General features: G+C 43.1%; 19 protein-coding genes. 10 read left to right on the forward strand and 9 right to left on the reverse strand.

From position 1 onward, the window contains the following. Positions 1–149: 149 nt before the first annotated feature. Together DQQ10_RS13910 and pafA are read left to right on the forward strand one after the other, a co-directional pair. Positions 150–2,627, forward strand: a complete 2,478-nt coding sequence (locus DQQ10_RS13910; RefSeq protein WP_112747482.1) for a WG repeat-containing protein — start codon at positions 150–152, stop codon at positions 2,625–2,627. Positions 2,628–2,907: 280 nt separating this feature from the next. Then, positions 2,908–4,557, forward strand: coding sequence for an alkaline phosphatase PafA (gene pafA, locus DQQ10_RS13915; RefSeq protein ID WP_112747483.1), 1,650 nt, complete (start codon positions 2,908–2,910; stop codon positions 4,555–4,557). Positions 4,558–4,628: 71 nt separating this feature from the next. Here pafA and DQQ10_RS13920 read toward each other — a convergent pair whose 3' ends face one another. After that, a complete protein-coding gene (locus tag DQQ10_RS13920; RefSeq protein ID WP_245970410.1) occupies positions 4,629–5,393 on the reverse strand; it encodes a S1/P1 nuclease in 765 nt (254 codons plus the stop codon). Positions 5,394–5,487: 94 nt separating this feature from the next. On the opposite strand from DQQ10_RS13920, the gene DQQ10_RS13925 reads away from it, so the two are divergent. The 4 genes from DQQ10_RS13925 to DQQ10_RS13940 all read left to right on the forward strand — a co-directional run bounded on the left by DQQ10_RS13925 (position 5,488) and on the right by DQQ10_RS13940 (position 9,795). Next, a complete protein-coding gene (locus tag DQQ10_RS13925) occupies positions 5,488–6,279 on the forward strand; it encodes an RMD1 family protein (RefSeq protein WP_112747484.1) in 792 nt (263 codons plus the stop codon). A gap of 3 nt (positions 6,280–6,282) precedes the next feature. After that, on the forward strand, positions 6,283–7,005 hold the full coding sequence (locus DQQ10_RS13930; protein ID WP_112747485.1) for a C39 family peptidase: 723 nt from the start codon (positions 6,283–6,285) through the stop codon (positions 7,003–7,005). Positions 7,006–7,104: 99 nt separating this feature from the next. Continuing rightward, on the forward strand, positions 7,105–8,547 hold the full coding sequence (locus tag DQQ10_RS13935; protein WP_112747486.1) for a RimK family protein: 1,443 nt from the start codon (positions 7,105–7,107) through the stop codon (positions 8,545–8,547). Between the two features lie 12 nt (positions 8,548–8,559). Beyond that, on the forward strand, positions 8,560–9,795 hold the full coding sequence (locus DQQ10_RS13940) for a carboxylate-amine ligase (protein WP_112747574.1): 1,236 nt from the start codon (positions 8,560–8,562) through the stop codon (positions 9,793–9,795). A gap of 127 nt (positions 9,796–9,922) precedes the next feature. On the opposite strand, the gene DQQ10_RS13945 is transcribed toward DQQ10_RS13940, so the two are convergent. Further along, positions 9,923–10,330, reverse strand: a complete 408-nt coding sequence (locus DQQ10_RS13945; RefSeq protein WP_133259648.1) for a hypothetical protein — start codon at positions 10,328–10,330, stop codon at positions 9,923–9,925. Between the two features lie 139 nt (positions 10,331–10,469). After that, the gene (locus DQQ10_RS13950; RefSeq protein WP_112747488.1) at positions 10,470–11,369 is read right to left on the reverse strand and encodes a LytR/AlgR family response regulator transcription factor; all 900 of its coding nucleotides are present in this window, start codon (positions 11,367–11,369) and stop codon (positions 10,470–10,472) included. A 124-nt stretch (positions 11,370–11,493) separates the two neighbouring features. Between DQQ10_RS13950 and DQQ10_RS13955 the strand changes: the two genes are divergently transcribed. Further along, positions 11,494–12,174 carry an N-formylglutamate amidohydrolase gene (locus tag DQQ10_RS13955; RefSeq protein ID WP_112747489.1) on the forward strand — a complete coding sequence of 227 codons (681 nt, stop codon included), beginning with the start codon at positions 11,494–11,496 and terminating at the stop codon, positions 12,172–12,174. Here the strand turns inward: DQQ10_RS13955 and DQQ10_RS13960 are convergent. The 3 genes from DQQ10_RS13960 to DQQ10_RS13970 all read right to left on the reverse strand — a co-directional run bounded on the left by DQQ10_RS13960 (position 12,171) and on the right by DQQ10_RS13970 (position 14,299). After that, complete coding sequence (locus tag DQQ10_RS13960) at positions 12,171–12,794, reverse strand: hypothetical protein (protein ID WP_112747490.1); 624 nt, start codon at positions 12,792–12,794, stop codon at positions 12,171–12,173. The genes DQQ10_RS13955 and DQQ10_RS13960 overlap by 4 nt on opposite strands. Before the next feature lie 5 nt (positions 12,795–12,799). Then, entirely contained in the window at positions 12,800–13,288 is a 489-nt protein-coding gene (locus tag DQQ10_RS13965) for an RNA polymerase sigma factor (protein ID WP_245970412.1), read from the reverse strand. Between the two features lie 135 nt (positions 13,289–13,423). Beyond that, positions 13,424–14,299, reverse strand: coding sequence for a cytochrome c4 (locus tag DQQ10_RS13970; protein ID WP_112747492.1), 876 nt, complete (start codon positions 14,297–14,299; stop codon positions 13,424–13,426). A 194-nt stretch (positions 14,300–14,493) separates the two neighbouring features. On the opposite strand from DQQ10_RS13970, the gene DQQ10_RS13975 reads away from it, so the two are divergent. Continuing rightward, positions 14,494–15,447, forward strand: coding sequence for a helix-turn-helix transcriptional regulator (locus tag DQQ10_RS13975; protein ID WP_112747493.1), 954 nt, complete (start codon positions 14,494–14,496; stop codon positions 15,445–15,447). Positions 15,448–15,495: 48 nt separating this feature from the next. On the opposite strand, the gene hemA is transcribed toward DQQ10_RS13975, so the two are convergent. The 3 genes from hemA to DQQ10_RS13990 all read right to left on the reverse strand — a co-directional run bounded on the left by hemA (position 15,496) and on the right by DQQ10_RS13990 (position 17,818). After that, complete coding sequence (gene hemA, locus DQQ10_RS13980) at positions 15,496–16,755, reverse strand: glutamyl-tRNA reductase (RefSeq protein WP_112747494.1); 1,260 nt, start codon at positions 16,753–16,755, stop codon at positions 15,496–15,498. A gap of 151 nt (positions 16,756–16,906) precedes the next feature. Continuing rightward, positions 16,907–17,377, reverse strand: coding sequence for a group I truncated hemoglobin (locus tag DQQ10_RS13985; RefSeq protein ID WP_112747495.1), 471 nt, complete (start codon positions 17,375–17,377; stop codon positions 16,907–16,909). Between the two features lie 30 nt (positions 17,378–17,407). Then, the gene (locus DQQ10_RS13990; protein ID WP_112747496.1) at positions 17,408–17,818 is read right to left on the reverse strand and encodes an RNA-binding protein; all 411 of its coding nucleotides are present in this window, start codon (positions 17,816–17,818) and stop codon (positions 17,408–17,410) included. Positions 17,819–17,922: 104 nt separating this feature from the next. On the opposite strand from DQQ10_RS13990, the gene DQQ10_RS13995 reads away from it, so the two are divergent. Further along, positions 17,923–18,831: a ComEA family DNA-binding protein gene (locus tag DQQ10_RS13995; RefSeq protein ID WP_112747497.1), complete on the forward strand. Its 909-nt coding sequence runs from the start codon at positions 17,923–17,925 to the stop codon at positions 18,829–18,831. Positions 18,832–18,879: 48 nt separating this feature from the next. After that, a complete protein-coding gene (locus DQQ10_RS14000) occupies positions 18,880–22,896 on the forward strand; it encodes an AAA domain-containing protein (RefSeq protein ID WP_112747498.1) in 4,017 nt (1,338 codons plus the stop codon). Positions 22,897–22,958 lie beyond the last annotated feature (62 nt).

The following is a 22,958-nucleotide window of genomic DNA, read 5'->3' on the forward strand; positions in this document are numbered from 1 at the left end:
ATCCCACAACAGGCATGTCCCCTAATGAGACTAATTCTTGCGGCGAAGTTCGTAGTTTTACCCGAATAGAAAACAAGTTTTAAAAATTGATTTCAAGATCTCTTCTGGTTTACCTTCTGATTGCCTTGCCAACCTTGGCTACAGCTCAGATGATGTCCGAAAAAAGTGCACTTAAAAATATTCGCGCGTCACGATTTGAAAAAGCAAACAAACAAGTTCGAAAGCTCCTCGATAGGGATTCGACTAACGCAGTCACACACTACCTCGTGGCGATCTACTTCTTCTCTCCAGCCAATGCCGGCTACAATATCGACTCCGCGTATCGATATACCATGACTTCATGGAAATACTTTTCCGGTGCCACTAGCAAGAATCAGGAACGAATGCGTCGGTTTCCGATTGATAGCGTTGTGCTGGTCACATTACGCCAACGCATTGACAGTGCCGCATTTGAGCGAGCCAAGCGCGCGAACACGTCGGCTGCATACAATACTTTCCTCGTAAAATTTCCATTGGCAATATCCAAGAACGAAGCGGTCGAACTCAGAAATGAAGCAGCCTTCAAAGAAGCTTCTCAGGAAAATACGCGCGAAGCATTTCGCTACTACCTCGACCAATATCCTCAGTCACAGAAAGCGATGGTGGCTCAGGCGCGCTATGAAAAGTTGGTCTTCGACGATGAAACAAAATCTCAGCGAGCCGAAGATTTTCAGCAGTTCGTGATGCACTACCCGAACTCTCCGCACCGCGACGAAGCCATTCAAAAGATCTTTGAAATTCAGACTGCCTCGGGTGAACGCGACGACTACCTCGCCTTCATCGCGCTTTTCCGTGATCATCTTTTAAGCAAAAAAGCAAAAGCCATAGTCAATCACCTTGACATCAACGACGCTGATTCCCTGCACACCGGAGAATCGATGCTTGTTCCGATACTTCACAATGGCAAATTTGGGTTCATGAATGCGTTGGGTGAGGAAGTTATTCAACCCCTTTATGAAGAGATCGATAAGCGCTATAGATGTGGCAATATTACCGATAAGATCCTTGCACTCGATGGAAAAGCAGTTTCTCACGAGGGTGTAGTGGCCAGCAACCAATCCATTGACGTTGTTGAGCCGGTCGGTAACGGATTTTGGTTAGCCGGAAATGACGATTGCTTCAAGGTTATTCATCATTCGGGCTTTGTGGTCGGTGATTCTTGTGTTGAAGATGCTAAAGTCATTGCCGGAAAATATCTGGCACTCAAGAGCAATGGATACTGGGGGCTATGGGCAATGAATGGAAGAAGAATGATCGGGCAGTCGTTTGATAACATCACCAACGTAGGCGAAATAGTAGTGTTCGAGAAGGATAAAAAGTACAGACTAGCGACTACCCAAACAATAGCGCGATCAGCCAACCAGCAACCTTTAAAATTATCTGATGCATTTGATGCTTGTACGCCCTGGCGACAGCAGCGTGTTTGGTTGAAAGCCGGTAGATTCGAAGGTGTCATGGATCAAAACCTTCAGGTAGTGATCGGCTTCGAAGAGGGTAAACTTGAACAGACCTACTTCGGCGCGTCCCGAAAGACAGATCACGTTCAGTTGTACGATGAAAGGGGAGATAAAACCCACGCGATCGATGCGGTTCACATGATTCAACCTTGGGCACTCGTGAAGAAGTCTCAGCAATGGCATATCTTCGACACCAAAGACCATACAATCCTGCCCCCTGCTTATGATACGATTCAAGTGAAAGGTCCCTTCGCGATCGCGATACGCCACGATAGCACCACGATAATTATAAATAAAGCGCGCCAGGTTAAACTTAATTCTACCGAGGCGTTCACCTTTATTCCAGGGCAAGATTCTTCGGCGTTCTTTGTCATTGCCACGCCTAAAACAAAAACACTTTTTAATGAACGCGGAAAGAAAGAATTCGTCTTTACAGGCGACAAAATTCAACATGCCGGTGGTCAATATTTCATCATCACCAAGAATGACAAGAAGGGCTTATTGGGTGCTGGTGGAAAAGCGCTAACACCAATAGCGTTCGATGCCATCGGAACTGTTCGCGACGGTACAATTTCACTTTTAAAAGGAACGCGCTTTGGTACTTATTTGATCAAAACACAAAAAATGATCAATCCCGAATACGCCAAGAATATTACACAATACAATAAAAAGTTTCTTACAGCATATAAAAGTGGCGCTTGGGGATTTGTTGACATGAATAATAAACCGATCAGCAAATTTGAGTTTGACGAAATTCAATATTGGAATGATTCACTCGCTTTTGTGAGAAAGCAAACGCAATGGTCGATGATACAAGTCGCCGCGCAACAAACGCGATTACATGGAATTAAATCGATCAAATACATTCGGAACACGGCAACGGAAAAGCTGGCGATCATCGATCATGAAAAAAAATATGGTGTGTTGTCCAGCACGCAAGGTGTTATCATTCCCCTTAACTTCAGCGACGTCATCAATGTAGGATCGGCAGATGTACCGGTATTTTTTACTGAGAAGCATGTGGAGGAGGCATCAGTATTCGTTGTGATTTACTACGATGCAAACGGTAAATTCATTCGCAAGGAAGTTTACGAAGCAGATGACTACGAAAAAATATACTGCGGGAATTAATAAAGGATGCAATTGATTGTTGTTTCGCGCCGCTGGCTTTTGGCGTGTCATTTTGTATCTTCAAATGCTATGCTGATATATCGCTTGCCCATTCTGTTTACGACGATTATGACAGGGCTTTCAATACTTTTATAGCGGCTTTCTTCCACACTCCATTTGACATAGCTCCAACGGAAATCCATGCATGTTACCGCTGTTCCGTGCTTAACCCAAACTTAAACATAGACGCTTTCTGCTTTAAGCATTAAACTCTATCTTGACGCCCTATTAATTTTATAAGATGAAAAGGTTTGTAATCCTCTGTATGGTGGTGATGATGCCGTTGCTAACGATGGCTCAAATGTCGGAACAGCCCAAACTTGTTGTAGGGATCACGGTTGATCAAATGCGACAAGAATATCTCTATCGATTCTATAGTAAATACGGTGATGGCGGATTCAAGCGCCTCATGGGTGAAGGATTCATGTTGAAGAATGCACATTATAATTACGCACCGACCTACACGGGGCCTGGTCATGCTTCAATCTACACGGGAACGACGCCCGCGAATCACGGTATTATCGCTAATGACTTCTACGACCGGTTAGCGCGTAGAAAAGTAAACTGCGTCGAAGACGGACGATACAAACCCGTTGGAACCGATAATGGAAATGGTGATGTGGCGCCCTCGCGATTGCAATCAACAACCATCACGGATGAGCTGAAATTGTTTACGCAAAAAAAATCAAAGGTCATTGGTATCTCTGCGAAAGATCGCGGCGCGGTTTTACCGGCAGGACATATGGCCGATGCCGCATATTGGTACGACGATAAGTCTGGAAAATTTATCACAAGCAGTTACTACATGACAAAGCTTCCCGCCTGGGTTGATCAGTTCAATGGAAGAAAACTTGCAGATAAGTACCTCAATCAAGAATGGAACACGTTGTTGCCAATCGAACAATACACCGAAAGCGGCCCCGACGAGTCTCCTTATGAATCGAAGTTTAAAGGAAAAGCAAAAGCTGTATTCCCTTATAATCTTAAGGAGCTTCGAAAAGCCAATGGTGACTTTGACATGTTGATCGGTACGCCATTTGGCAACGACTTGCTAACAGAAATGTTTCTCGCGACCATCGACGGCGAAGCCATAGGCAAAGATCAAATAACTGACTTTGTTACTTTGTCTTTTTCTTCGACCGATTATGTCGGTCATTCTGCAGGGCCAAATTCTGTTGAGCTTGAAGACACCTACCTCAGACTTGATCGAAACTTAGAGACAATTCTTAAGTCGCTAGATGAAAAAGTAGGAAAAGGGAATTACACAGTGTTCTTAACTGCCGATCATGCCGTTGCCGAAGTACCACAATATCTTCGCGATAGTAAAACGCCAGCGGGGTACTTTAACGATGCGAATGTTCGTGCCAATCTCGAAGCCTACTTGCTGAAGTTTTTTCCAGGTCGCGACATCATCGAAGACATGGGCAATGAACAGATATTTCTTAACGTCAATGCCTTCAATGGCGATCCAAAAACATCCAGCGTAGATTTGTTGGTGGCTACTGAATTGATCATCAAATACCTTATGGCCATGGAAGGTGTGGCCAATGTATATTCCGAAAGTGATATGCGTAAAGGTTCTTTCACAGAAGGCGGAAGCAAAGGAATGCTCATCCGCGGTTACCATCCAAAACGATCAGGCGACATCCTTGTAGTGCTTGAACCAGGCTGGTTCGAATCATCTCGCGTGGCGGGTTCAACCCATGGCTCGACATACACCTACGACACGCACGTGCCCATTTTATTCTTTGGTAAAGGTGTTAAGCATGGAGAGTCGGTGAAGTATCATACGATCACAGACATTGCACCAACAATGTCAATGTTGTTAAATATCAAATTGCCAAGCGCTGCTACAGGCAGTCCTGTCGAAGAGATGTGGAGTAAAGAATAAACTCATCAATCAAATAAAAAAATACCTCAGCTTGCACTGAGGTATTTTTTTTATCGAGATGTCAATCGATATTATTTTCCGTAAAGCTCGTTTAATACAGTGGCGATTCTAATGCCGGCCAATAGCAATCGATCCCTTACAATGTTCATGTTCCGGTATGCGTATTGATAACCGAGTTTTCCATTACCAGTTTTATAAACTTGTTGGCGGTAGCTCATACTTTCGGCAACCCAATCATTGATGTTGCTTTTTTGGATCACAGCAAGTCTGGTGGCGTCGGGGCGTTCCAATGACTGCGCGAATTCCGTATAGCTCAGTTTGGTGTCGTCAATCATATCGCTGTCCCAGATGCGATGTAAATTACTGTCTTCTCTGAACCATGTCACTTTGATATCATTACCGCCGCGGTCATTACCACCGCCAACATGTAGTGGCTGATGAATATCGCCGATTAGGTGAATTAACATTTTGACAGCCTCTTGCTCCTCTTTCATATTGAGCTTTTTGCTTTTTAAGTCGGCAATGATTCGCTCGATGGTTTGCACAACGTCGCCATTCTTATTTTTGATACTTTGTGCATACGTCTGTCCATCTTGAATAGTGACCCAATGCCAATCCGCCGTGTGGTCATAGAGCGAGTCAGAACGAATTTCATCCATCCAAGTACTGGCAATGGCTAGCGATTGACCTTTCAGAATTTGTTCGAGACGTTTCTTAGCATTTTTATTAAGGTACTGTTCGGCAATCCAGCCCGTTACACGATGTCCCGTCGCACCCCATGAAAATGCTGATAGGGTGTACATCGAAAAGATACCAATGAGCAATATTTTCTTCATAATCAATTAATCGGTGCGAATTTCCTGAAATTTCACTGAATCCGCCATGCATCGTTCATTAATTTAAATTTATATATTTAGTAAAAGCGCATGTATGACACAACGCGTGAAATTGTCTGCACTCTTCGTCGCAAGTCAGCTTGATATTAAGGGAATCAAAAGTTTTCTCGATATCAAACCTTTGGCAGATTCATCATCTGAATTGTTCTATAGTTTTAGCGGCGGAAAATTTCAATATTATTTCAACTTCGGTGTCGTTGTTTTTGCAGGATATACGGAAGACGAAATGAAGTGGGCGGTAAAAGCCGTATTAGCACATCAAAAAAATCCTGTGAACAATTGGCTTCGAGACGATCATGAAATCTCATGTCAGGATGGCGCAACTTTGGCTTATGAATTCGATGAAGTTGTCGTCGATAAATTGGATGTGAAAGTAATTCGCATCACGATGTTCAACTTAGCACAGTCGGTTGCACTCGATCACTATCACGATGTGAGCGATGGCCTACTTACAGAAGTGAAAGGTTTTGCAAATCAACTTGAGCTTACTGGCAAACTGAAGATCAGCCGGAAAAACATGATGCGTTTTTTAGGGAAGGCCCTTAATACGCAAAACGACATCGCAGAAAATATATACATCTTTGACGCACCCGACCTTGTATGGGACGATCAATATCTCGATAAGCTACATCAGGGCTTAATAAAACATTTCGATCTACGTGTTCGCTTCAGTGAAGTAGAATACATGCTGCGCATCATTGAGGATAACTTGACGGTGTTTCGAGAAATTATTCACCAAAGAGAAAGTAGCTTACTAGAATACATTATCATTATATTAATTCTTGTAGAAGTTTTTGATTTGTTAATTACTAAGATCTTGAGTTGACCTATGCGGAAAGAACTTGGTCTCGGCTTCGATATTCAAGCACAGCCCGATGAGGTGACTTGCGGGCCAACGTGTCTTCAGGCACTCTATCATTACTACGGTGATGACATTCCGTTAAAGCAAGTAATCCGGGAAGTAAAACAATTGAAGACTGGTGGTACGTTGGCGGTTATGTTGGGAAATCACGCCCTTCGTCGCGGGTATAAGGCGCAAATCTATACCTACAACCTAAATGTATTCGACCCCACGTGGTTTAAGTATCCTTCCAAAAAAATGATCAAATGTTTGAAGGAACAAATGATGTTTAAGAACAAGCGAAGGAAATTATTGGTCGCGTCTCATGCCTATATCAAATTCTTGGAACTTGGTGGTGAATTGAAATACGGTGAGCTAGATTCGGATTTGATTAAGAAGTATCTGAAAAAGTCGACACCAATATTAACCGGACTTAGCGCTACCTACCTCTATGGAACACCACGCGAGATTCCCCAATTCGATATTTATGACAGCATTAAAGGAGAACCTGCTGGACACTTTGTTGTGATCAGCGGTTACGATGAAGAAAAGGATTGCGTTTATCTCAGCGATCCGATGGAACCCAATCCGTTAGGCAAAGGGCAAAACTATAGCGTTCCCTTTACAAGACTACTCAACAGCATCATGCTAGGTATTGTTACCTATGATGCAAACCTTCTTGTAATCGAGCCGAAGAAAAGCTTAAAATGAAATCAAACGTAGCGCACGAAGATTTCGTGTCGTTGCTGCAGGTGTTGACTTGAATGAGGAGTAGATAACGATAACTGGTAACGGATATCCGATAACTCAATGAGAAAGCTAATCATAGTCGAGAATCCCGAGTTTTGGAACCTCACACTCGATGATGTGCAGGTTATAACGCCATCCAAATATATTGCAGAGCCTCAATTGCAAGAGAAAGGATTGCGTATCCTCAATCTTTGTAAGTCTTATCAATATCAAAGTATTGGCTACTATGTTTCGTTGCTTGCCGAGGCGCGCAAACACAATGTGCTCCCGGAAATTTATACGCTCCAGAATTTTAGGTATCCCTCAATATTGAGAGAAGACTTTGAAGATTTCGATCAATTAATTCAGACGACGTTTAAGAATGAAGACAAAGATAAAGTTGAGTTTGATATCTATCTCGGCATTGCGCGAAAGGAACATTTTAATAGACTCGCAAAGCAATTGTTTCTTTACGTTCAGGCTCCTTGCCTTACGGTAGTGTTTTCTAAAAAGACAAAATGGGTTTTACAAAGTATTCGACCGGTGAGTGTAGAGGAAATTCCCGACGATGATCGTCCGCTCATGCGTAAAGCAGTGGAAAAATTTTTGCTTCGAAAGCGCGATGTCCAACAACCCGATAAAAAGAAGTATGATCTTGCAATTCTCGTCGATCCTGACGACCCGAATCCACCTTCAGATGAAAAAGCAATTCAACGTTTTATCAAGGCTGCAGATCAAGCTGGATTCACGGTGGAATTAATCACGAAGAATGATTTTGCCGACCTCATTAAATACGATGCGTTATTGATTCGCGAAACGACCTTTGTCAATCACCACACCTTTAAGTTTGCAAAGAAGGCCGAATCATTAGGGCTCGCGGTAATTGACGATTCGGATTCTATATTGAAATGCACGAACAAAGTTTACCTGTTTGAACTATTGAATGCGAATAAGATTCTTACACCAAAATCTTTTGTAATCAGTAAATCAAATTACAAAACGCTGCCGACAAAACTTGCCTATCCTTTTATTCTCAAACAGCCCGATGGTGCATTCAGTAAGGGAGTTTTTAAAATCAATGATGAAGAAGAGTATAAACAGGTGTGTGGAAGTATGTTTCAAAAGTCAGAACTGTTGATCGCGCAAGAATTTTTACCGACGCCATTCGATTGGCGTGTAGGTATCGTGGATGGTAAACCGCTTTTCGTTTGTAAGTATTTCATGGCCACAAAACATTGGCAAATCGTAAACTGGTCATCCGATAAACAAACGCAAGAAGGGGAGGTAGAGTCGATTCCCGTTGATCAAGCACCATCAGGTTTGATTCGTACGGCCATGAAAGCAACAGCCTTGATCGGACGGAGTTTGTATGGCGTGGATATGAAAGAAGTGGATGGAAAGTTTTATGTGATTGAAATCAACGACAATCCGAATATCGATGCCGGTGTAGAGGATAAGATTTTGAAAGAAAAATTGTATGCGAAAATTATGGAAGTACTCCTAGACAAGGTAAAGGCACTTTAAATGATTGATCAAATGACGCGACTTCATCTCTTTCAAGCTTTCGGTGTAGAGCTCGAATACATGATTGTAGACAAAGACTCTTTGATGGTGAAACCATTGACGGACGAATTACTCAAGCACGTTCTTGGTACGTATGGTAGCGACTACGACAACGGGATGGTTACTTGGTCGAATGAATTGGTGCTGCACGTGGTAGAGTTGAAATCTTCAAATCCGGAAATCAATTTCAGTGCGCTTGAACATCAGTTTGCGGAAAATGTTCGCAGAATAAACGCCATACTTTTGGGATGGAATGCTATGCTAATGCCGACAGCAGCACACCCGTTCATGAATCCTCATGTTGAAACGAAGCTGTGGCCGCACGATAATAACGACGTGTATGAGATTTATAATCGGATCTTTGATTGTCGAGGACATGGGTGGTCGAACTTGCAAAGTACGCACCTTAATCTTCCATTTTACGATGACGAAGAATTCGCTAGCCTTCATGCGGCTGTGAGATTAATCTTGCCCATGCTTCCGGCGCTTTGTGCAAGCTCGCCAATGTTGGATGGAAAATATTCTGGCCTGCACGATACGCGATTACACTACTATAAAACAAACCAAGCTAAACTTCCGTCGATCACGGGGAAAGTTATTCCTGAACAACTGTTCTCGAAACGAAACTACCTTAACGGTGTTTACGAAAAGATAAAAGTAGACATCGCGCCTTACGATAAGGAAGAAATCCTTGATCCGATTTGGGTGAATTCACGCGGCGCCATACCACGCTTCGATCGTGGTTCAATCGAAATTCGCGTCATGGATATCCAAGAGTGTCCTACGGCTGATCTCGCCATTGTTACTTTAGTCATTGAAACGCTCCGTGCGCTCGTGAAGGGTGAGTTTATTTCATACGGCGAACAAATTCAATGGACCGCCGATTCGTTGGCCAACATACTCGATAAAACGATTGTCAACGGCCATGAAACACTTATTGATGATGCCGCATATTTGAATGTATTCGGCATGGCGTCGACTACACGACAAGCAAATGAAGTATGGGAGCACATTCTTCAAAAACTAATTGCAAATGGCCACGGTGCGCTTCAACGGTGGAAACCTGAACTCGATATCATTTTAAAACATGGAACATTGGCATATCGAATCAAAAAAGCTTTAGGAACGCAGCCCGACAGGGCGCGCGTTGTTTCAGTCTATAAAAAGTTGTCGTCATGTCTGGCGCAAAACAAAATGTTCCTGGGGTAAGAATCCGGTGACAATAAAAAAGCCGGACGATTTCTCATCCGGCTTGCTTCGTTCTCATTTAAAACTCAGCTTAGGTATTTCCTTCAATCAACAGATATATTCTTTCGGCCACAGGTTGAAGGCCAGACTAATTAAGCGTCACAGCGTTGGTGTCGTCGTTAACAACAAGCTTGAGCGTTTTTCCCTTGCTTTTATTTTGGATAACACTATTCAAAATAATCGTATAAGAACCGGCTTTTACTTCGCGGCTCAAAGAAATTTTCGCGGTACTTTTTTCAATCACTCCCTCTGCTGGTTCAAATTCAATGGTTACACCTGCTGGAAGTCCTGACGACAAACCGAGTTTTGCATTTGATTTTGAATACGACTTCGAACGATTTAAAGTAATGTCAACAGAAGTAGTCTCGCCCGGTTTTGCGCTAACGGTTGTTGTAGAAAGCTCGACCGTAAATTCACTTTTCGGCGTTGTTTTTTCTTGTGCAAACACTACCGTGGTTGCAACTGCAAACAAAATGGTAAACATTATATTTTTCATGAGCTTGGCGTTTTGTGACTTTAATGACACAAAGAAAGCGCATGTATCTTTCATAAATTGGGCAATGGAGCGAATGGTGTTGGTGTTGGCGCGAGTGGTGCGGTATTGGGGTCAATAATGCATGGCCTGGGGTGAAATGCTAGGCCAGTTCCATTACATTTTTCAGTTGCTGGATCTTTTCGATCACTTCTTTTCCCTTAGGTCGTGATACCGGAATGAAAAATTCCGTGTCCAGTATTTGAAGCTTATAACCGTTCGTATTCCCGGTGATGTTGCTGATTGCATTTACATTCACGATGTAAGAACGGTGGCAACGTATGGCAAAGCTATTATTGATTTGACTTTCAATATTCTTGAGATTGACACGCAGCAGCTTCTTTTGAATACCGGCACCATTTTTCCAATAAAACGTGGAGTAATTATCGTCGGCTTCTACAAAAAGTAGATCCGGTAAGTGAAGGCTTAACGTCTCACTGGTATCGGAGTGGATCGTTAACGCGTTGCTGGCCACCGTTTTCACAGGTGTCTCTTTCTTCAACGTCTTGATTTTCTCAAGCTCCTGATTTGCTAACAAAGCGTCTTTCAGGTTCTGCTTGAGCATGATATTCTTTAAGAACAGGAATAGAAATGTAATCGGAAACGCCCCCGTCATGATCACCTGGCGATTGGCACCGAAAATGTTCTGAAGCACCGTGCGATCGGGCCTCAAAAAGTAGATGTCGATCAAAGAGGATGCAATACCAATAAATAGCATGTGCAAAAAAGTGATGAAAATATATTTGCCCAGTGTCCATTGATCGAAGTAACCAGGAAAAATCTTTGGAAGAACGATGATGTTGAATGTGAGAATTACTAAAGTCACAGCGCCGAATAGGAACTGTTGCGGTACGGTTAGATCGATATGATCGGTGTGGGGCCGATAGATATTTAAGAAAAGCACAACGAAAAGACTTAGTCCGACAATGAGGACAAAATTTTTCCGGTCGTTGTCGAGATAGAACGGAAAGGGTGATTTGAGCTTATCGATCCATCGGTTCATGTCTGTAAAATTACGAATTGCCTAACCGGGAGGTTGTTTTTTTTCATGTCCGCAACGGTATTTCTATGCGCACCAACCACCCCTGTGGCAAATTGAGCTAGTTTGGGGTAAATTGTACAAAAAAATGAAGCTCGCGCCTATCATAACTTGTGAACACGCCGGCAATACGGTACCCGAAAGGTATGCAAAATTGTTTCATGGGGTTGAAAGCGTGTTAGAATCACACCGAGGATGGGATCCCGGTGCCGAAGGCGTTGCACACCAATTGGCCTTACAACTCAAGGCACCCCTGCATACCTGTCGAACCACCAGACTGCTTATTGAGCCCAACCGTTCCCTGGGAAATCATGACTTATTTTCTGAGTTCTCAGCAGACCTGTCTAATGCTGAAAAAGATCACCTCGTCCAAAACATATATGTGGCTTACAGGCACGCCGTTGTCGCCAACATTCTCGATATCGGTGCGCCAGTCGTTCATCTTTCAATTCATACATTCACACCAATGTGGAATGGTGAGACCCGAGACGTAGACATCGGCTTGCTTTTCGACCCGGAAAGAAAATTAGAATCTGATTGTTGTGCCCGTATGAGTGCGATGTTGAAGAAGAACCTGGCCGGGTATAAGATTAAAATGAACGAACCGTATCGCGGCATCGATGATGGCTTCACAACTTTTTTAAGAACGCACTTTCGAGATCAGGAATATGCAGGTATCGAAATCGAAATCAATCAAAAATTTGTAGATACGCCAGCCCTTCAAAAAATCACAGCGGAGCTTTCTAGAAGCATTGCCGCGACCTGCTAAGCTGCCGGAAAATCTTGTTTTAATTCGTATAACACATCGCGCAGCTTATCCATTTGATTGCCATAGAGCTTTCGCAGATACCATGTCGTTAACCATGTGCTGCAAAAGAAAAACACAGCAGCGACAAATACCAAGTAGATAATTGTTTTCGTTTGAATGAGTGCCTCTAGGAATTCGTCGGTACCTCTTTCCAGTGCACCGAAAATCAAACCGAGGCAGAAGTATACGGGATAAAGGATTGTATAACTGCGCTTATAGAATTTTAAATAGCTCGAAAAGGTGAGGTATAATTTTTCTAAGTTACTCTTGATGTTTTCACTTGACGAATCAAAACGAATAAGTAAGACGAGTTTTTTAATATAGTAGAAAGAGTACCCCGCGAGCATGATCAAAATAGAAAGTGACGTCCATTTCAATGCGCCAGACGGAAGTGTAAGCGCATAAATGAACAGCGCTATTCCTGCGCCGATGGTAAATAGCAGCTCGAACCAAACGCTTTTCTTAAGCTTTGAAATGATCGATTGGCTCGTTCCTCGGAGCATACTTGCCAACTCAACTTCATTCTTGAGTTTAAAAGCTTCGCCGTTCTTCCAAATATTTTTTAAATCTTCTAGTTCCATGTCAACTACCCCATGAGTTTTCTAAGTTTTTCGCGGATCCGATTCATTCTTACACGCACGTTATTCTGGGTGATACCAATAGTTTCTGCGATTTCATCGTATGGAATTTCTTCCAGCGCCATCATGATCATTGCGCGCTCTACTTCGGTTAATTGGCGAATAGCCCACTGTAGCCGTTGAAAATCGTCCTCGCGTTCGTCTACATGATGCTCCGATATATTAAAATGTACTTCTCTTAGATCTTCAGTCTTCACATTTCGGGTATGCTTTCGAAGACCTGAGATCGCTGTATTCAAAGCGATACGATACATCCAGGTGGTGATCTTCGCTTCACCACGGAACGTTGGGAATGAACGCCAAAGCTGAAGGACGATTTCCTGAAAAAGATCGTTCCGTGCATCATGATCATTTTCATACATGATGCAGACCTTGTGGATAAGGCCCTGGTTTTCGTTGATCAGGGATATGAATCTTTTTTCTTCCTCGATGGCCAAAGGAGAAGACTTTTAGGATAAGTCGAAGATAGCCAAGAAAATTACAGGAAGTGAAAACAAAATTTAAAACACAAGAAAAACCGGGCTGCCGCAAACTCAACTACCCTCTCATCTGATGCGACAGCCGGTATTTTATTAGATGCTCTTCAGATACAAGTGAAGTGCTTTCAATTCAACATCGGTCAATTCTTTTGTCATCGTCCAAGGCATCTCCTTCGGATTGAGAACCTTGCCTTCTGGTGTTTTCCCTGTTCTCAAAGTCGCGATGAATTGTTCGTCAGTCCAATTTGCTGGATGACCTGTCGACGAAATGTCAGCTACAACGGGGAAGCCTGGCGCAACGGGTTCTCCACCCTTCATGTTTTTACGGTGGCAACCTTGACACGCTACCGCAACATATTCTCCATAGGCAACAGTTACTGCAGGCACAACTTCTTTTGTCAATGTTCTATTATGATCGATTGCCTCTGCAGGGAACAACGCAATCTTACCAGCGTCAGTTAAGATATTTCCCAACGGACCAATGGATGATTCTTCAAGTTCACGATCCACATTAGGAAGCGTCTGACAATAGGCGATGATCGAGCCCATATCTTGTTCGCTGAGCATCGTGTATTCATGCGCAGGCATGATGATCAAAGGCTTGTGGTCACGATCCAAACCGTGCTTTAAAGCAAGAACCCAATCTGCGGTTGAATAATCTTGCGGAAGACCTCCTTTGCCTTTCGTAAGATTGCGCGCAACAATAAGTCCCAACGCGGGGTCGTCAATAAAATTCTTTCCGCCCATGTCGTCACCGTGACAATCTGTACACCCTTTGGCTTTAATCAACCTTCCTCCCAATGCATACGACGCTGAATCGGTGGGAATGTTTACGACTTGTGGTGTAACAGTGTAGGTTTTAGTATGCCGATTGTTAACGCTAATGCATACCTTCACATAATATCCGATGGCCAACACAACGATGCTTCCAAGCACGATCCCTGTAACCCTTAAAATCTTCTTTAACATAAATAGTGAAAACAATTTTAGACGCAATAACGGGTGGTCTACTGTTTTTGGACTACGCTAAAAGGAGCAAGGTCTACGCCTGGCGGATCATGTGAGGTAACCTACTTGCTTTGCATCGAAACGACTACATGATGATGGAGGACGACTAACCAATTGTGTTTCGCTCCGTTAAACCACGCAATTCGAGAATACCCATGCCACCCTACAAGACGCTGTCAATGGACAACCTGATGGAGTTGTCAACGGTCATCAAACATAACGACGATCCTGACTATAACGAATACCGAATGGTGAAAAAGGAATTGGGCGCACTGGAGACACGTGAATTGAAACACGAAATCGGTACGATACTCCAATATAAATCGGTCGTGGATGATAATCTCCGCATCGAGTACAACGAAGAGCAGATGGTCGAGAATATCAACATTTGCTTCACGATGCAAGGACAGGTGGCGCTACATTTTCCAAAGTACAATTTCCAAACGGCGCTGGCCGATTTTCAACATCACCATATTTATGCACCAGAACCGCGTTATGATTTGTTAGTGAATAGAAATGTTCACGGCTTTCATTTTACCATCAAGCGCGACTATTACGCGGAACTCTTGTGCGACCTGGATAGAACCACAGGAAAGCTGAAGGAAAGTCTTTATCGCCAACAAATGACGTGGAGTGGAAGTCATTCGGTAAACGCTTCCATGCGTCAATCGCTCGACGATATTTTTTCGACCCCGTTGCAAGGAAAACTAAAATCGATGTTTATAGAAGGGAAGGTGCTGGAGTTGATCGCGCTACAGTTGGGACAAAGCACCGCCATTGTTAAATCGACCAAACGATCCGATGCAGATGTCTTTCATGACATCAAGAAATATTTAGACATTCATTTTACCGATGATCTTTCGCTACGGGGCATCGCGCGCACCTTTGGGTTAAATGAATTCAAACTCAAGAAAGGGTTCAAGATGCAATTCGAAACTACCATCTTCGACTATATCCACGACTTGCGGATGATTCATGCCAACCACTTATTGCGGGATAATAAAATGTTTGTGAATGAGGTGTCGTCGATTGTGGGATATAAAAATCCAAATCATTTTTCGACGGCGTTTAAGCGTCGCTTCGGCATAAGCCCTTCGAGTATAAAATAAAAAAGTCCGGATTGAGGTCCGGACTTTTTTATTGATAACAATATCTGTTTAGTGTTTCTCTGCAGTTTTTTCGAGATTGAATAACTCATGCAGAACTTCGGTGAGTGACTCTGCATCGCCGCGCTTACACGCTGCTTTCAATTGTAACACCGGATATTTCAATATCTTCTGCATCAGCGAACGGCTCATTTCTTCAAGCTTTTCTGCTTCTTCAGGTTTTGCATTTTTCAAAAAACGCGCAAGCTCTTCTTTACGAATTTGCTCTAACGTATTCTTTAATTTCTGAATGGTTGGTGACACCACCATTTCTTTCGACCAGTCCTCAAATTCGGCCATCGCTTCATGAATGATCGCCTGCACTTTTGGAATTGAAGCTCTCCGTTTTTCAACAGCTTCATTGGTCTTCTCTTGGATGTCGTCGAGATTGTAAACAATCGTTCCAGGAACTTCTTCTACCGAAGGCTCAATACTTCTCGGAATAGACAAGTCGATCAAAAACTTGTGTGAAAGAATTTTCACCTCACGCATCATAGCTGATGTGATCAAAGGCTCTTGACCTGATACCGATGAAATAATTACATCAGCTTTTGCAAGTTCACTTTCTAATTGATCAATACCGCCAAAGTTGAATCCACAGCGGACCGCTAATTTCTCTGCCTTCTCAACCGTGCGGTTTAAGATCATCACATTCTTGATTCTCGAATGCTGAAGATTTAAGCACACATCTTGTCCTATTTCACCCACACCAACAACCAGAACTTTCGGCTCGCGAACACTGGCGGTGAGGTCTTCTGCTAATTCCTTAGCAGCGTATGATATCGAGGCAGCACCATCTCTGAAAGACGTCTCTTGAACGACGCGCTTATTAGCAAAGAAAATGGTGTGTAAAAGTCTATGGAGAAATGGTCCCGCCATGTTTTCATCGGCGCTCCATTGATACGCATTCTTTACCTGTCCGGAGATTTGGAAATCACCTACTACCTGGGCATCCAAGCCCATAGCGACCTCGAAAAGGTGCTGAACGGCAGCCTGGCCAGCATATGTTGTGAAATGCTTTTCAAAACCTGCATCAAGATTTTTGATCAGGCTCAAACCCTTCAAAATATCGCTAGAATGGTCCTTTTCGGCCAAATAATAGATTTCCGTGCGATTGCAGGTAGATACGACGAGCACATCAGTGGCAGAAACGTAATCCCTGATGAAATTCAGGAGTTTTTTCGCGCCCGTTTCATTCAACGATACCTGCTCTCTAAGGGCAACAGGCGCTGTTTTGTACGTTAAAACTAATGCTTTAAAATTCTGTGTCATGCGGGACTACAAAAGTAAAACCTGGGAGAACATCTGTCATGATAAAAGTCACCTGATTGTCAATTTAGAATCAGTATAAATAAGGAGTAACGAAACGCTCCACCGTTTTACGGGCAGAGCGCTATTTGGTTGGATGTTAGGATCATAAAATTTAGTCTTCTACGATATCAGCTTTCATCGGTCCTAAAACTGCCAACAACTCATTTTTTTCTGCCGTGGGAACACTGTTCTTATCTAACGCCTTTACAAGATCGCCAACCAATGCATTAAACTCCACTGTTGAAATGCCCATTCCAGCATGCGCTTCTTTCATACTTTTTCCTTTGTACGAACAAGGTCCGCCTGCGCCGGCGCAAATCTGATCAATGAGGTTGGCGCGAAGCAATTGTGTTCTATACGAATCAGCCACTGTTGCTTCAAACTTATCGTTGATCTCCGTGTCGGCAACAACGTTCGTAAGGAAATCATCGACTACCGTGCTGATGGCATCGATGCCACCGAGCCTGGTATAGAGCGTAGGTGTTTCTTCTTTCTTTTCATCGTCATCGCTGCAGCCAATCATGGCGGTACATACGGAGATCATAAGCATCGCAGAGATGCTTCTTAAAACATTTTTTTTCATTCTTTTTTTTGTTTGGTTTTACGTTAATTTTTATTGCGTTCTTACATCCAACAAGGTCATAAATCTGTTGAAGGAAGCACCAAGTTGGTGTACCGGACATCCGCCGCGCGTAGCAGACAAATCTTTCTTTGTAACCTTTGAAATTGAGCCTTCGGTGAGCAGCGATGCCACAGAAGATTCGCTTATCATGTCTTTATAGTAGATCACACAAGCTGCTTTCCCGCGCGCATTGATTGAACATGATCGCACACCTTTTGTCGATTGAATTTTCTTTTCTAGTGTATATAATGCTACGGAATCAAGATTACCCGTCAACAGAAATGACGTGAGCTCAACACTTTTTTGTTTTTCTCCTTCCGAGCGTACGCGAAGATTGGCGTAACTGAAGAGCGTAAGAATTCCTGCGACCAATAGCATGGTCGTTACTTTCAACATTTTCATAGGTGAGGTTTCTTTGTTTTCGAGATCTACGAACCTTCACTTTGTTTTGGATTTCGCTTCGATGACAAAATTTTTTATTTTGTTATCTCAAACCGTTAGCTGTTATGTTTAAACTCCGTCGTTTGGTACGCGACTTCTTCGGATTTCCGCGTGCCCACATCAATGCATTCTTGATCATGCTTCCATTGATGGTTGTTGCGTTATGTTCGCAGCCGATCTATCACTTTTTTCAATTGCAACATACCGTTGATTTATCGAGTGATATCGGAAAACTCGACAGTATTGCCGCACTGTGGAAAAAATTGCCGGTCGATCATCCGCGAGCTGCCCAGCGCAGTAAAATGTTTCATTTCGATCCGAATCGTGCTACCACAATCGAATTTGATTCATTGGGTTTTTCTGATGCTTTGGCTTCTCGAATTACAAACTACCGTAAAAAAGGAGGTCGCTTTCGCGTGAAACATGATCTCCTTAAAATTTTTGGAATGGATTCTGCGTTTTATCGTCGACTGTATCCTTACATCGATTTGCCAATTTCTGTTCAACGCGCCTACGATACCACCACATTTAAAAAACCGATGGTACAGCGTTTTCAGAAATCTGCGTTAAGCAGTTTTGATTTAAACGTTGCCGACACAACGCAACTAAAATTGATTAGAGGAATAGGAACCAAGCTTTCGATACGAATACTTAAGTATCGTGATGCCTTGGGAGGATTTGTGAATGAAAATCAGCTGGGAGAAGTGTTTGGATTAGATACCACAGTGGTGAAACTTTTAAAAGATAACGGATTTATCGCGGTTGATTTTCGACCCCGAAAACTCTACGTCAACAGGTTGAACGAAAAAGAGCTGTCCACTCATCCCTATATTTCGGGTTTTGTCGCCAGAGCAATTGTTGCCTATCGATTTCAGCATGGTGATTTCCACAATGTTGAAGATCTTCGCAAGATACCGACGCTGAAATCCGAAACCATTCAGAAAATCACTCCATATTTGGAGTTCGAAAAATAGAAACAACTCATCGCCGCAGCGCATACCTTATCCCTGTCGCGATACATTATGGCTGTTCAAGCAAAGATTATTTTACAAGCGTATTTGCGCAGGTTAACCAACCTTTCCGGAAATAACCGATCTCTTTTTCTATTACGTCTCCCTGCCGAACAACTCATGGACGTTCATGAGCTAAGCTTCCTTAACGGAGACCGCTCCTTCGAAGTAATCAACGCACTCATTGCTGGGCGTGACAAGAAACTATGTCAGGTGCTCGATGCCCGCGTTGAAGCAAATAATGAGGCGAGTAAAAAATTAAAAGCCTTACAAAGGATCGATCAGTTTATTTTTGAAGAACGTGGTTCTAACGATTTGCACGTCGGATGGCCTTTCGTACGCGGCAAATTCGCTGACGGAACGATGGTGCGATGCCCGCTATTATTTTTTCCTGTTTCTATTGTACAAGAAGGACAACATTGGGTTTTGCGTGCGCGCGAAGATGCCGGTATTACATTTAACAAAGCGTTTCTTCTGGCATATTCATTCTACAACAAAGTAAGCGTCGATGAAGAATTGCTCGATATCAACTTTGAAGATTTTGATACAGACAGCACTGTATTTCGAACGCAAATTTATCAGCACATCAAAGACAAAGTTGAAATCAACTTCAACCCAGATAATTTCAGAGACGAGTTGACGCCGTTTCAGGTTTTTAAGAAGGATGAATTTGATGAACAGCATCGCAATGGAGAAATAAAACTTTTTCCGGAGGCTGTGTTGGGAATCTTTCCGCAGGCAGGCTCGCAGCTTGTTCCTGATTACCTACATCTTATCGAACAAGATGGCTTTCGCGATTTAGAAGAGTTTTTTGAAAGCAAGTCGAGTGCTGTTCCTGGGAGTGAAGGAATATCAAGATTATCTGCTATTCCGGAAGAGAAATTGTTTGCGCCATTCGTGTTAGACGCACATCAAGAAAATGCAATTCGTGCCGTGAAGCGCGGCCAATCCATCGTGGTTCAAGGCCCACCAGGAACAGGTAAATCTCAATTGATTTGCAATCTCCTTGCCGACGCCATCGCTTCTGGAAAACGAGCGCTATTGGTATGTCAAAAACGTGCTGCGCTTGATGTTGTCTATGAGCGGTTGAAAGAAATAGACCTCGGTGATTTTCTAGGCCTCATCCATGACTTTAGAAATGATCGGAAAGACATTTTTGGAAAACTTGCCCGGCAGATCGAGAGCGTCGACGATTTCAAGACAAAAAACAGATCTGTAGATGTCATTCAGAAGGAGAGAAGGTTTCTCCAAATTTCGCGTACAATCGATCAGGTTTCAGAAGAGTTAGAAGAATTTCGTAAGACATTGTTTGATGAACGTGAGTGCGGGCTTCCAATCAAAGAACTCTACTTGACTTGCGATCCCCATCGTCCTGCGATCAACATCCGACAGGAGTATCACTACTTTAACTTCTACGAACTCGATAATTTTATTCGACAACTTAAGTTGTATTCAAACTACGCATCATGGTTAGATGGGCGTGACTATCCGTGGCGTGATCGAAAATCATTTGCAGCACTTAAGCCTTCCGACGAGAAGGTAGTAGAGAAAGCAGTCACTGATATAGCCACCTATCAGAAACAATTGTCGCAAGTAATCTTCAGGTTGATTGGTATTCAGTTAGACTTGACGGATAGCGAATCATTTTTAACGCAAGAGGAGGAGATTTTGGGAATGCTTACGCTCTTGAAAGATCCTGAGGTGTATCAATATTTTCAGGCGATGAGTCAAGAGTCGGATGATGAGACGAGTTCGCTATGGCTGTCGAATACAGAGCGCGTTGCTTTAAACTGTTTTATCGATGACGGTCCTGAACGTACCGTCGTTGGCGATCAGATCGGAAGATTGCAAGAAGCGCTGCACCAGTGTATGGAAGCGCGACGCAATATTTTTCGCCGAATTAAATGGGAGTTCTTCTCCGAAAAAAAGCAGCTTCTAAAAAGTGTACTTGAGCTTAATAACCTTCCCTACAATAAAGAAGGATTCTTGCGACTTGAAAAACGTATAGATTGTCGCCTGAATTTGGAACATCACCTCACCGCACTCAAGCGAAAGCCATGGCTGATCGATCTACCAACAGACTATGACGAAGGGCGCATGCGCTCATGGTTTAACAAACAACGATTGGCCGTGCGTTCAAAGCTGGTGTTTAACACCTTGCGCACCATTCGAAAATCGATTCATGTTCACAGCTTAAGCCAAGTTGAGTTCATGAAGTTGATGAACGATTTGCTTGCAGCTGTAAAACAATTGCCGGAAAAGAAACAGTATTGGGGAACATATCTTTCTGCATTTCAGATTCGCCAGCTCATTGAGGATCCGACAAAAGAGGGAGAGTATCTACAAGCCTTGCGTCGCGACTTCGAGAATTTGTGTGCGTATGATGTGTTAAAGGAAGAACTAAAACCTTTCGAGCAAGAGGTTATAGTGAAACTCCATGATCACATCCATCAATGGGATCCTGTATTGCTAGAACAATTATTTCAAAATAGTCTGAGACTTTGCTGGATCGATCACATCGAAACAAAATATCCTATTCTCCGTGCGGCGTCTACATCTCGGCTAGACGTGCTTCAAGCTGAACTTGAACGATGTGTGAAAGAGAAAGAAAAGATCAGTGAAGAAATTTTATTGGTAAAGGCGCGCGAAAGGGCGTATGAAAATTTAGAATATAATAGACTCAATAACCGTGTTACTTATCGCGATCTGCTGCACCAGGTTACGAAGAAGAAAAAAATCTGGCCCGTGCGTAAGGTGATCTCTGACTTTAAAGATGAAGTATTTCAGTTGATACCTTGTTGGATGGCCTCACCCGAATCGGTTTCAGCAATCTTTCCCATGCAGCAATTGTTCGACGTGGTGATTTTTGATGAAGCTTCTCAGTGTTTTACAGAGCGTGGTATTCCGGCCATGTATCGTGGAAAACAAATTGTTGTCGCCGGCGATGACAAACAGCTTCGTCCGAATGAGCTCTATCAAATTCGATGGGATGATGAATTGGAGGAACCCGATGTGGAGGTTGATTCATTATTAGCGCTAACTGCGCGATACGTATCGACAGTCCATTTGCAAGGTCATTATCGCAGTCACTCCTTAGAGCTTATCGATTTTTCTAATCGCTATTTTTACGAGGGTAGATTGCAATTGCTACCCGATAGAACGATGATTAATCAGAATCAAGCTGCCATTGAATATCATCATGTGCCCGGATTTTGGGAGAATCACACCAACCAGGTGGAAGCACAAGCTGTCGTTGATTGCGTGATGTCATTACTCCAAACACAGCCTGGAAAAAGCATCGGTGTAGTTACTTTTAATGCACCGCAGCAAATACTAATTCTTGACCTGTTGGAAAGTGAGGCTGCGAAACTAAAGCTTTCAATTCCGTCGTCGCTTTTTGTTAAGAACATCGAAAATGTGCAAGGAGACGAAAAAGATGTTATTGTGTTTTCGATTGGATATGCGCCAGATAAGAAAGGCAAAATGGTGATGCAATTTGGAAGTCTTAATGCCGTAGGAGGGGAGAACAGATTAAACGTAGCGATTACCCGTGCAAGGGAAAAGGTAGTGGTGATCACGAGCATTTTGCCCGAGCAGCTCAAAACGGAATCGTTGAAAAATGATGGACCAGAGTTGCTGCGAAAATATCTAGCGTTTGCCCGCGATGTTCATCATCGGAAATTTGTGCCTGCGGTTCAAATTAACTTGCCGGTCAATCCTACGTGGTACTTGTCACCGCATTTGCAGTCGTGGGTAAAACAGCGATTGCAAGGATATGATTTTGACGTTAACGTGCTGCCCTATACCGATATCAGTGTTCGTCAAGGCGATCAATACCTCGGTGCAGTGTTAACCGATGACGCGCGTTATTTTCAAGCGTTGTCAGTCAAAGATGTTTATGCTTATACGCCGTCGTTGCTGAATCAGAAACGTTGGCGTTATCACACCGTGTATAGTCGAAACTTTTGGAAAGACCGAGAAAAAGTAGAAAGTGAGTTGATGCGATTTGTAGGAAGTGGTAGCCAGTAGCAGAACAAGAATGGGCTGATGGGCTGTGCAAAGTCCGGGTGGTGAGAGGCGAACCTCATCGG

The sequence above is a fragment of the Pseudochryseolinea flava genome (assembly GCF_003286915.1).
GTDB classification, from domain to species: Bacteria; Bacteroidota; Bacteroidia; order Cytophagales; family Cyclobacteriaceae; genus Ohtaekwangia; species Ohtaekwangia flava.

Coding starts and splice junctions, on each gene's coding strand:
- DQQ10_RS13910 (WP_112747482.1), top strand. CDS start 150: ATGATGTCCGAAAAAAGTGCACTTAAAAATATTCGCGCGTCACGATTT.
- pafA (WP_112747483.1), top strand. CDS start 2,908: ATGAAAAGGTTTGTAATCCTCTGTATGGTGGTGATGATGCCGTTGCTA.
- DQQ10_RS13920 (WP_245970410.1), bottom strand. CDS start 5,393: ATGAAGAAAATATTGCTCATTGGTATCTTTTCGATGTACACCCTATCA.
- DQQ10_RS13925 (WP_112747484.1), top strand. CDS start 5,488: ATGACACAACGCGTGAAATTGTCTGCACTCTTCGTCGCAAGTCAGCTT.
- DQQ10_RS13930 (WP_112747485.1), top strand. CDS start 6,283: ATGCGGAAAGAACTTGGTCTCGGCTTCGATATTCAAGCACAGCCCGAT.
- DQQ10_RS13935 (WP_112747486.1), top strand. CDS start 7,105: ATGAGAAAGCTAATCATAGTCGAGAATCCCGAGTTTTGGAACCTCACA.
- DQQ10_RS13940 (WP_112747574.1), top strand. CDS start 8,560: ATGACGCGACTTCATCTCTTTCAAGCTTTCGGTGTAGAGCTCGAATAC.
- DQQ10_RS13945 (WP_133259648.1), bottom strand. CDS start 10,330: ATGAAAAATATAATGTTTACCATTTTGTTTGCAGTTGCAACCACGGTA.
- DQQ10_RS13950 (WP_112747488.1), bottom strand. CDS start 11,369: ATGAACCGATGGATCGATAAGCTCAAATCACCCTTTCCGTTCTATCTC.
- DQQ10_RS13955 (WP_112747489.1), top strand. CDS start 11,494: ATGAAGCTCGCGCCTATCATAACTTGTGAACACGCCGGCAATACGGTA.
- DQQ10_RS13960 (WP_112747490.1), bottom strand. CDS start 12,794: ATGGAACTAGAAGATTTAAAAAATATTTGGAAGAACGGCGAAGCTTTT.
- DQQ10_RS13970 (WP_112747492.1), bottom strand. CDS start 14,299: ATGTTAAAGAAGATTTTAAGGGTTACAGGGATCGTGCTTGGAAGCATC.
- DQQ10_RS13975 (WP_112747493.1), top strand. CDS start 14,494: ATGCCACCCTACAAGACGCTGTCAATGGACAACCTGATGGAGTTGTCA.
- hemA (WP_112747494.1), bottom strand. CDS start 16,755: ATGACACAGAATTTTAAAGCATTAGTTTTAACGTACAAAACAGCGCCT.
- DQQ10_RS13985 (WP_112747495.1), bottom strand. CDS start 17,377: ATGAAAAAAAATGTTTTAAGAAGCATCTCTGCGATGCTTATGATCTCC.
- DQQ10_RS13990 (WP_112747496.1), bottom strand. CDS start 17,818: ATGAAAATGTTGAAAGTAACGACCATGCTATTGGTCGCAGGAATTCTT.
- DQQ10_RS13995 (WP_112747497.1), top strand. CDS start 17,923: ATGTTTAAACTCCGTCGTTTGGTACGCGACTTCTTCGGATTTCCGCGT.
- DQQ10_RS14000 (WP_112747498.1), top strand. CDS start 18,880: ATGGCTGTTCAAGCAAAGATTATTTTACAAGCGTATTTGCGCAGGTTA.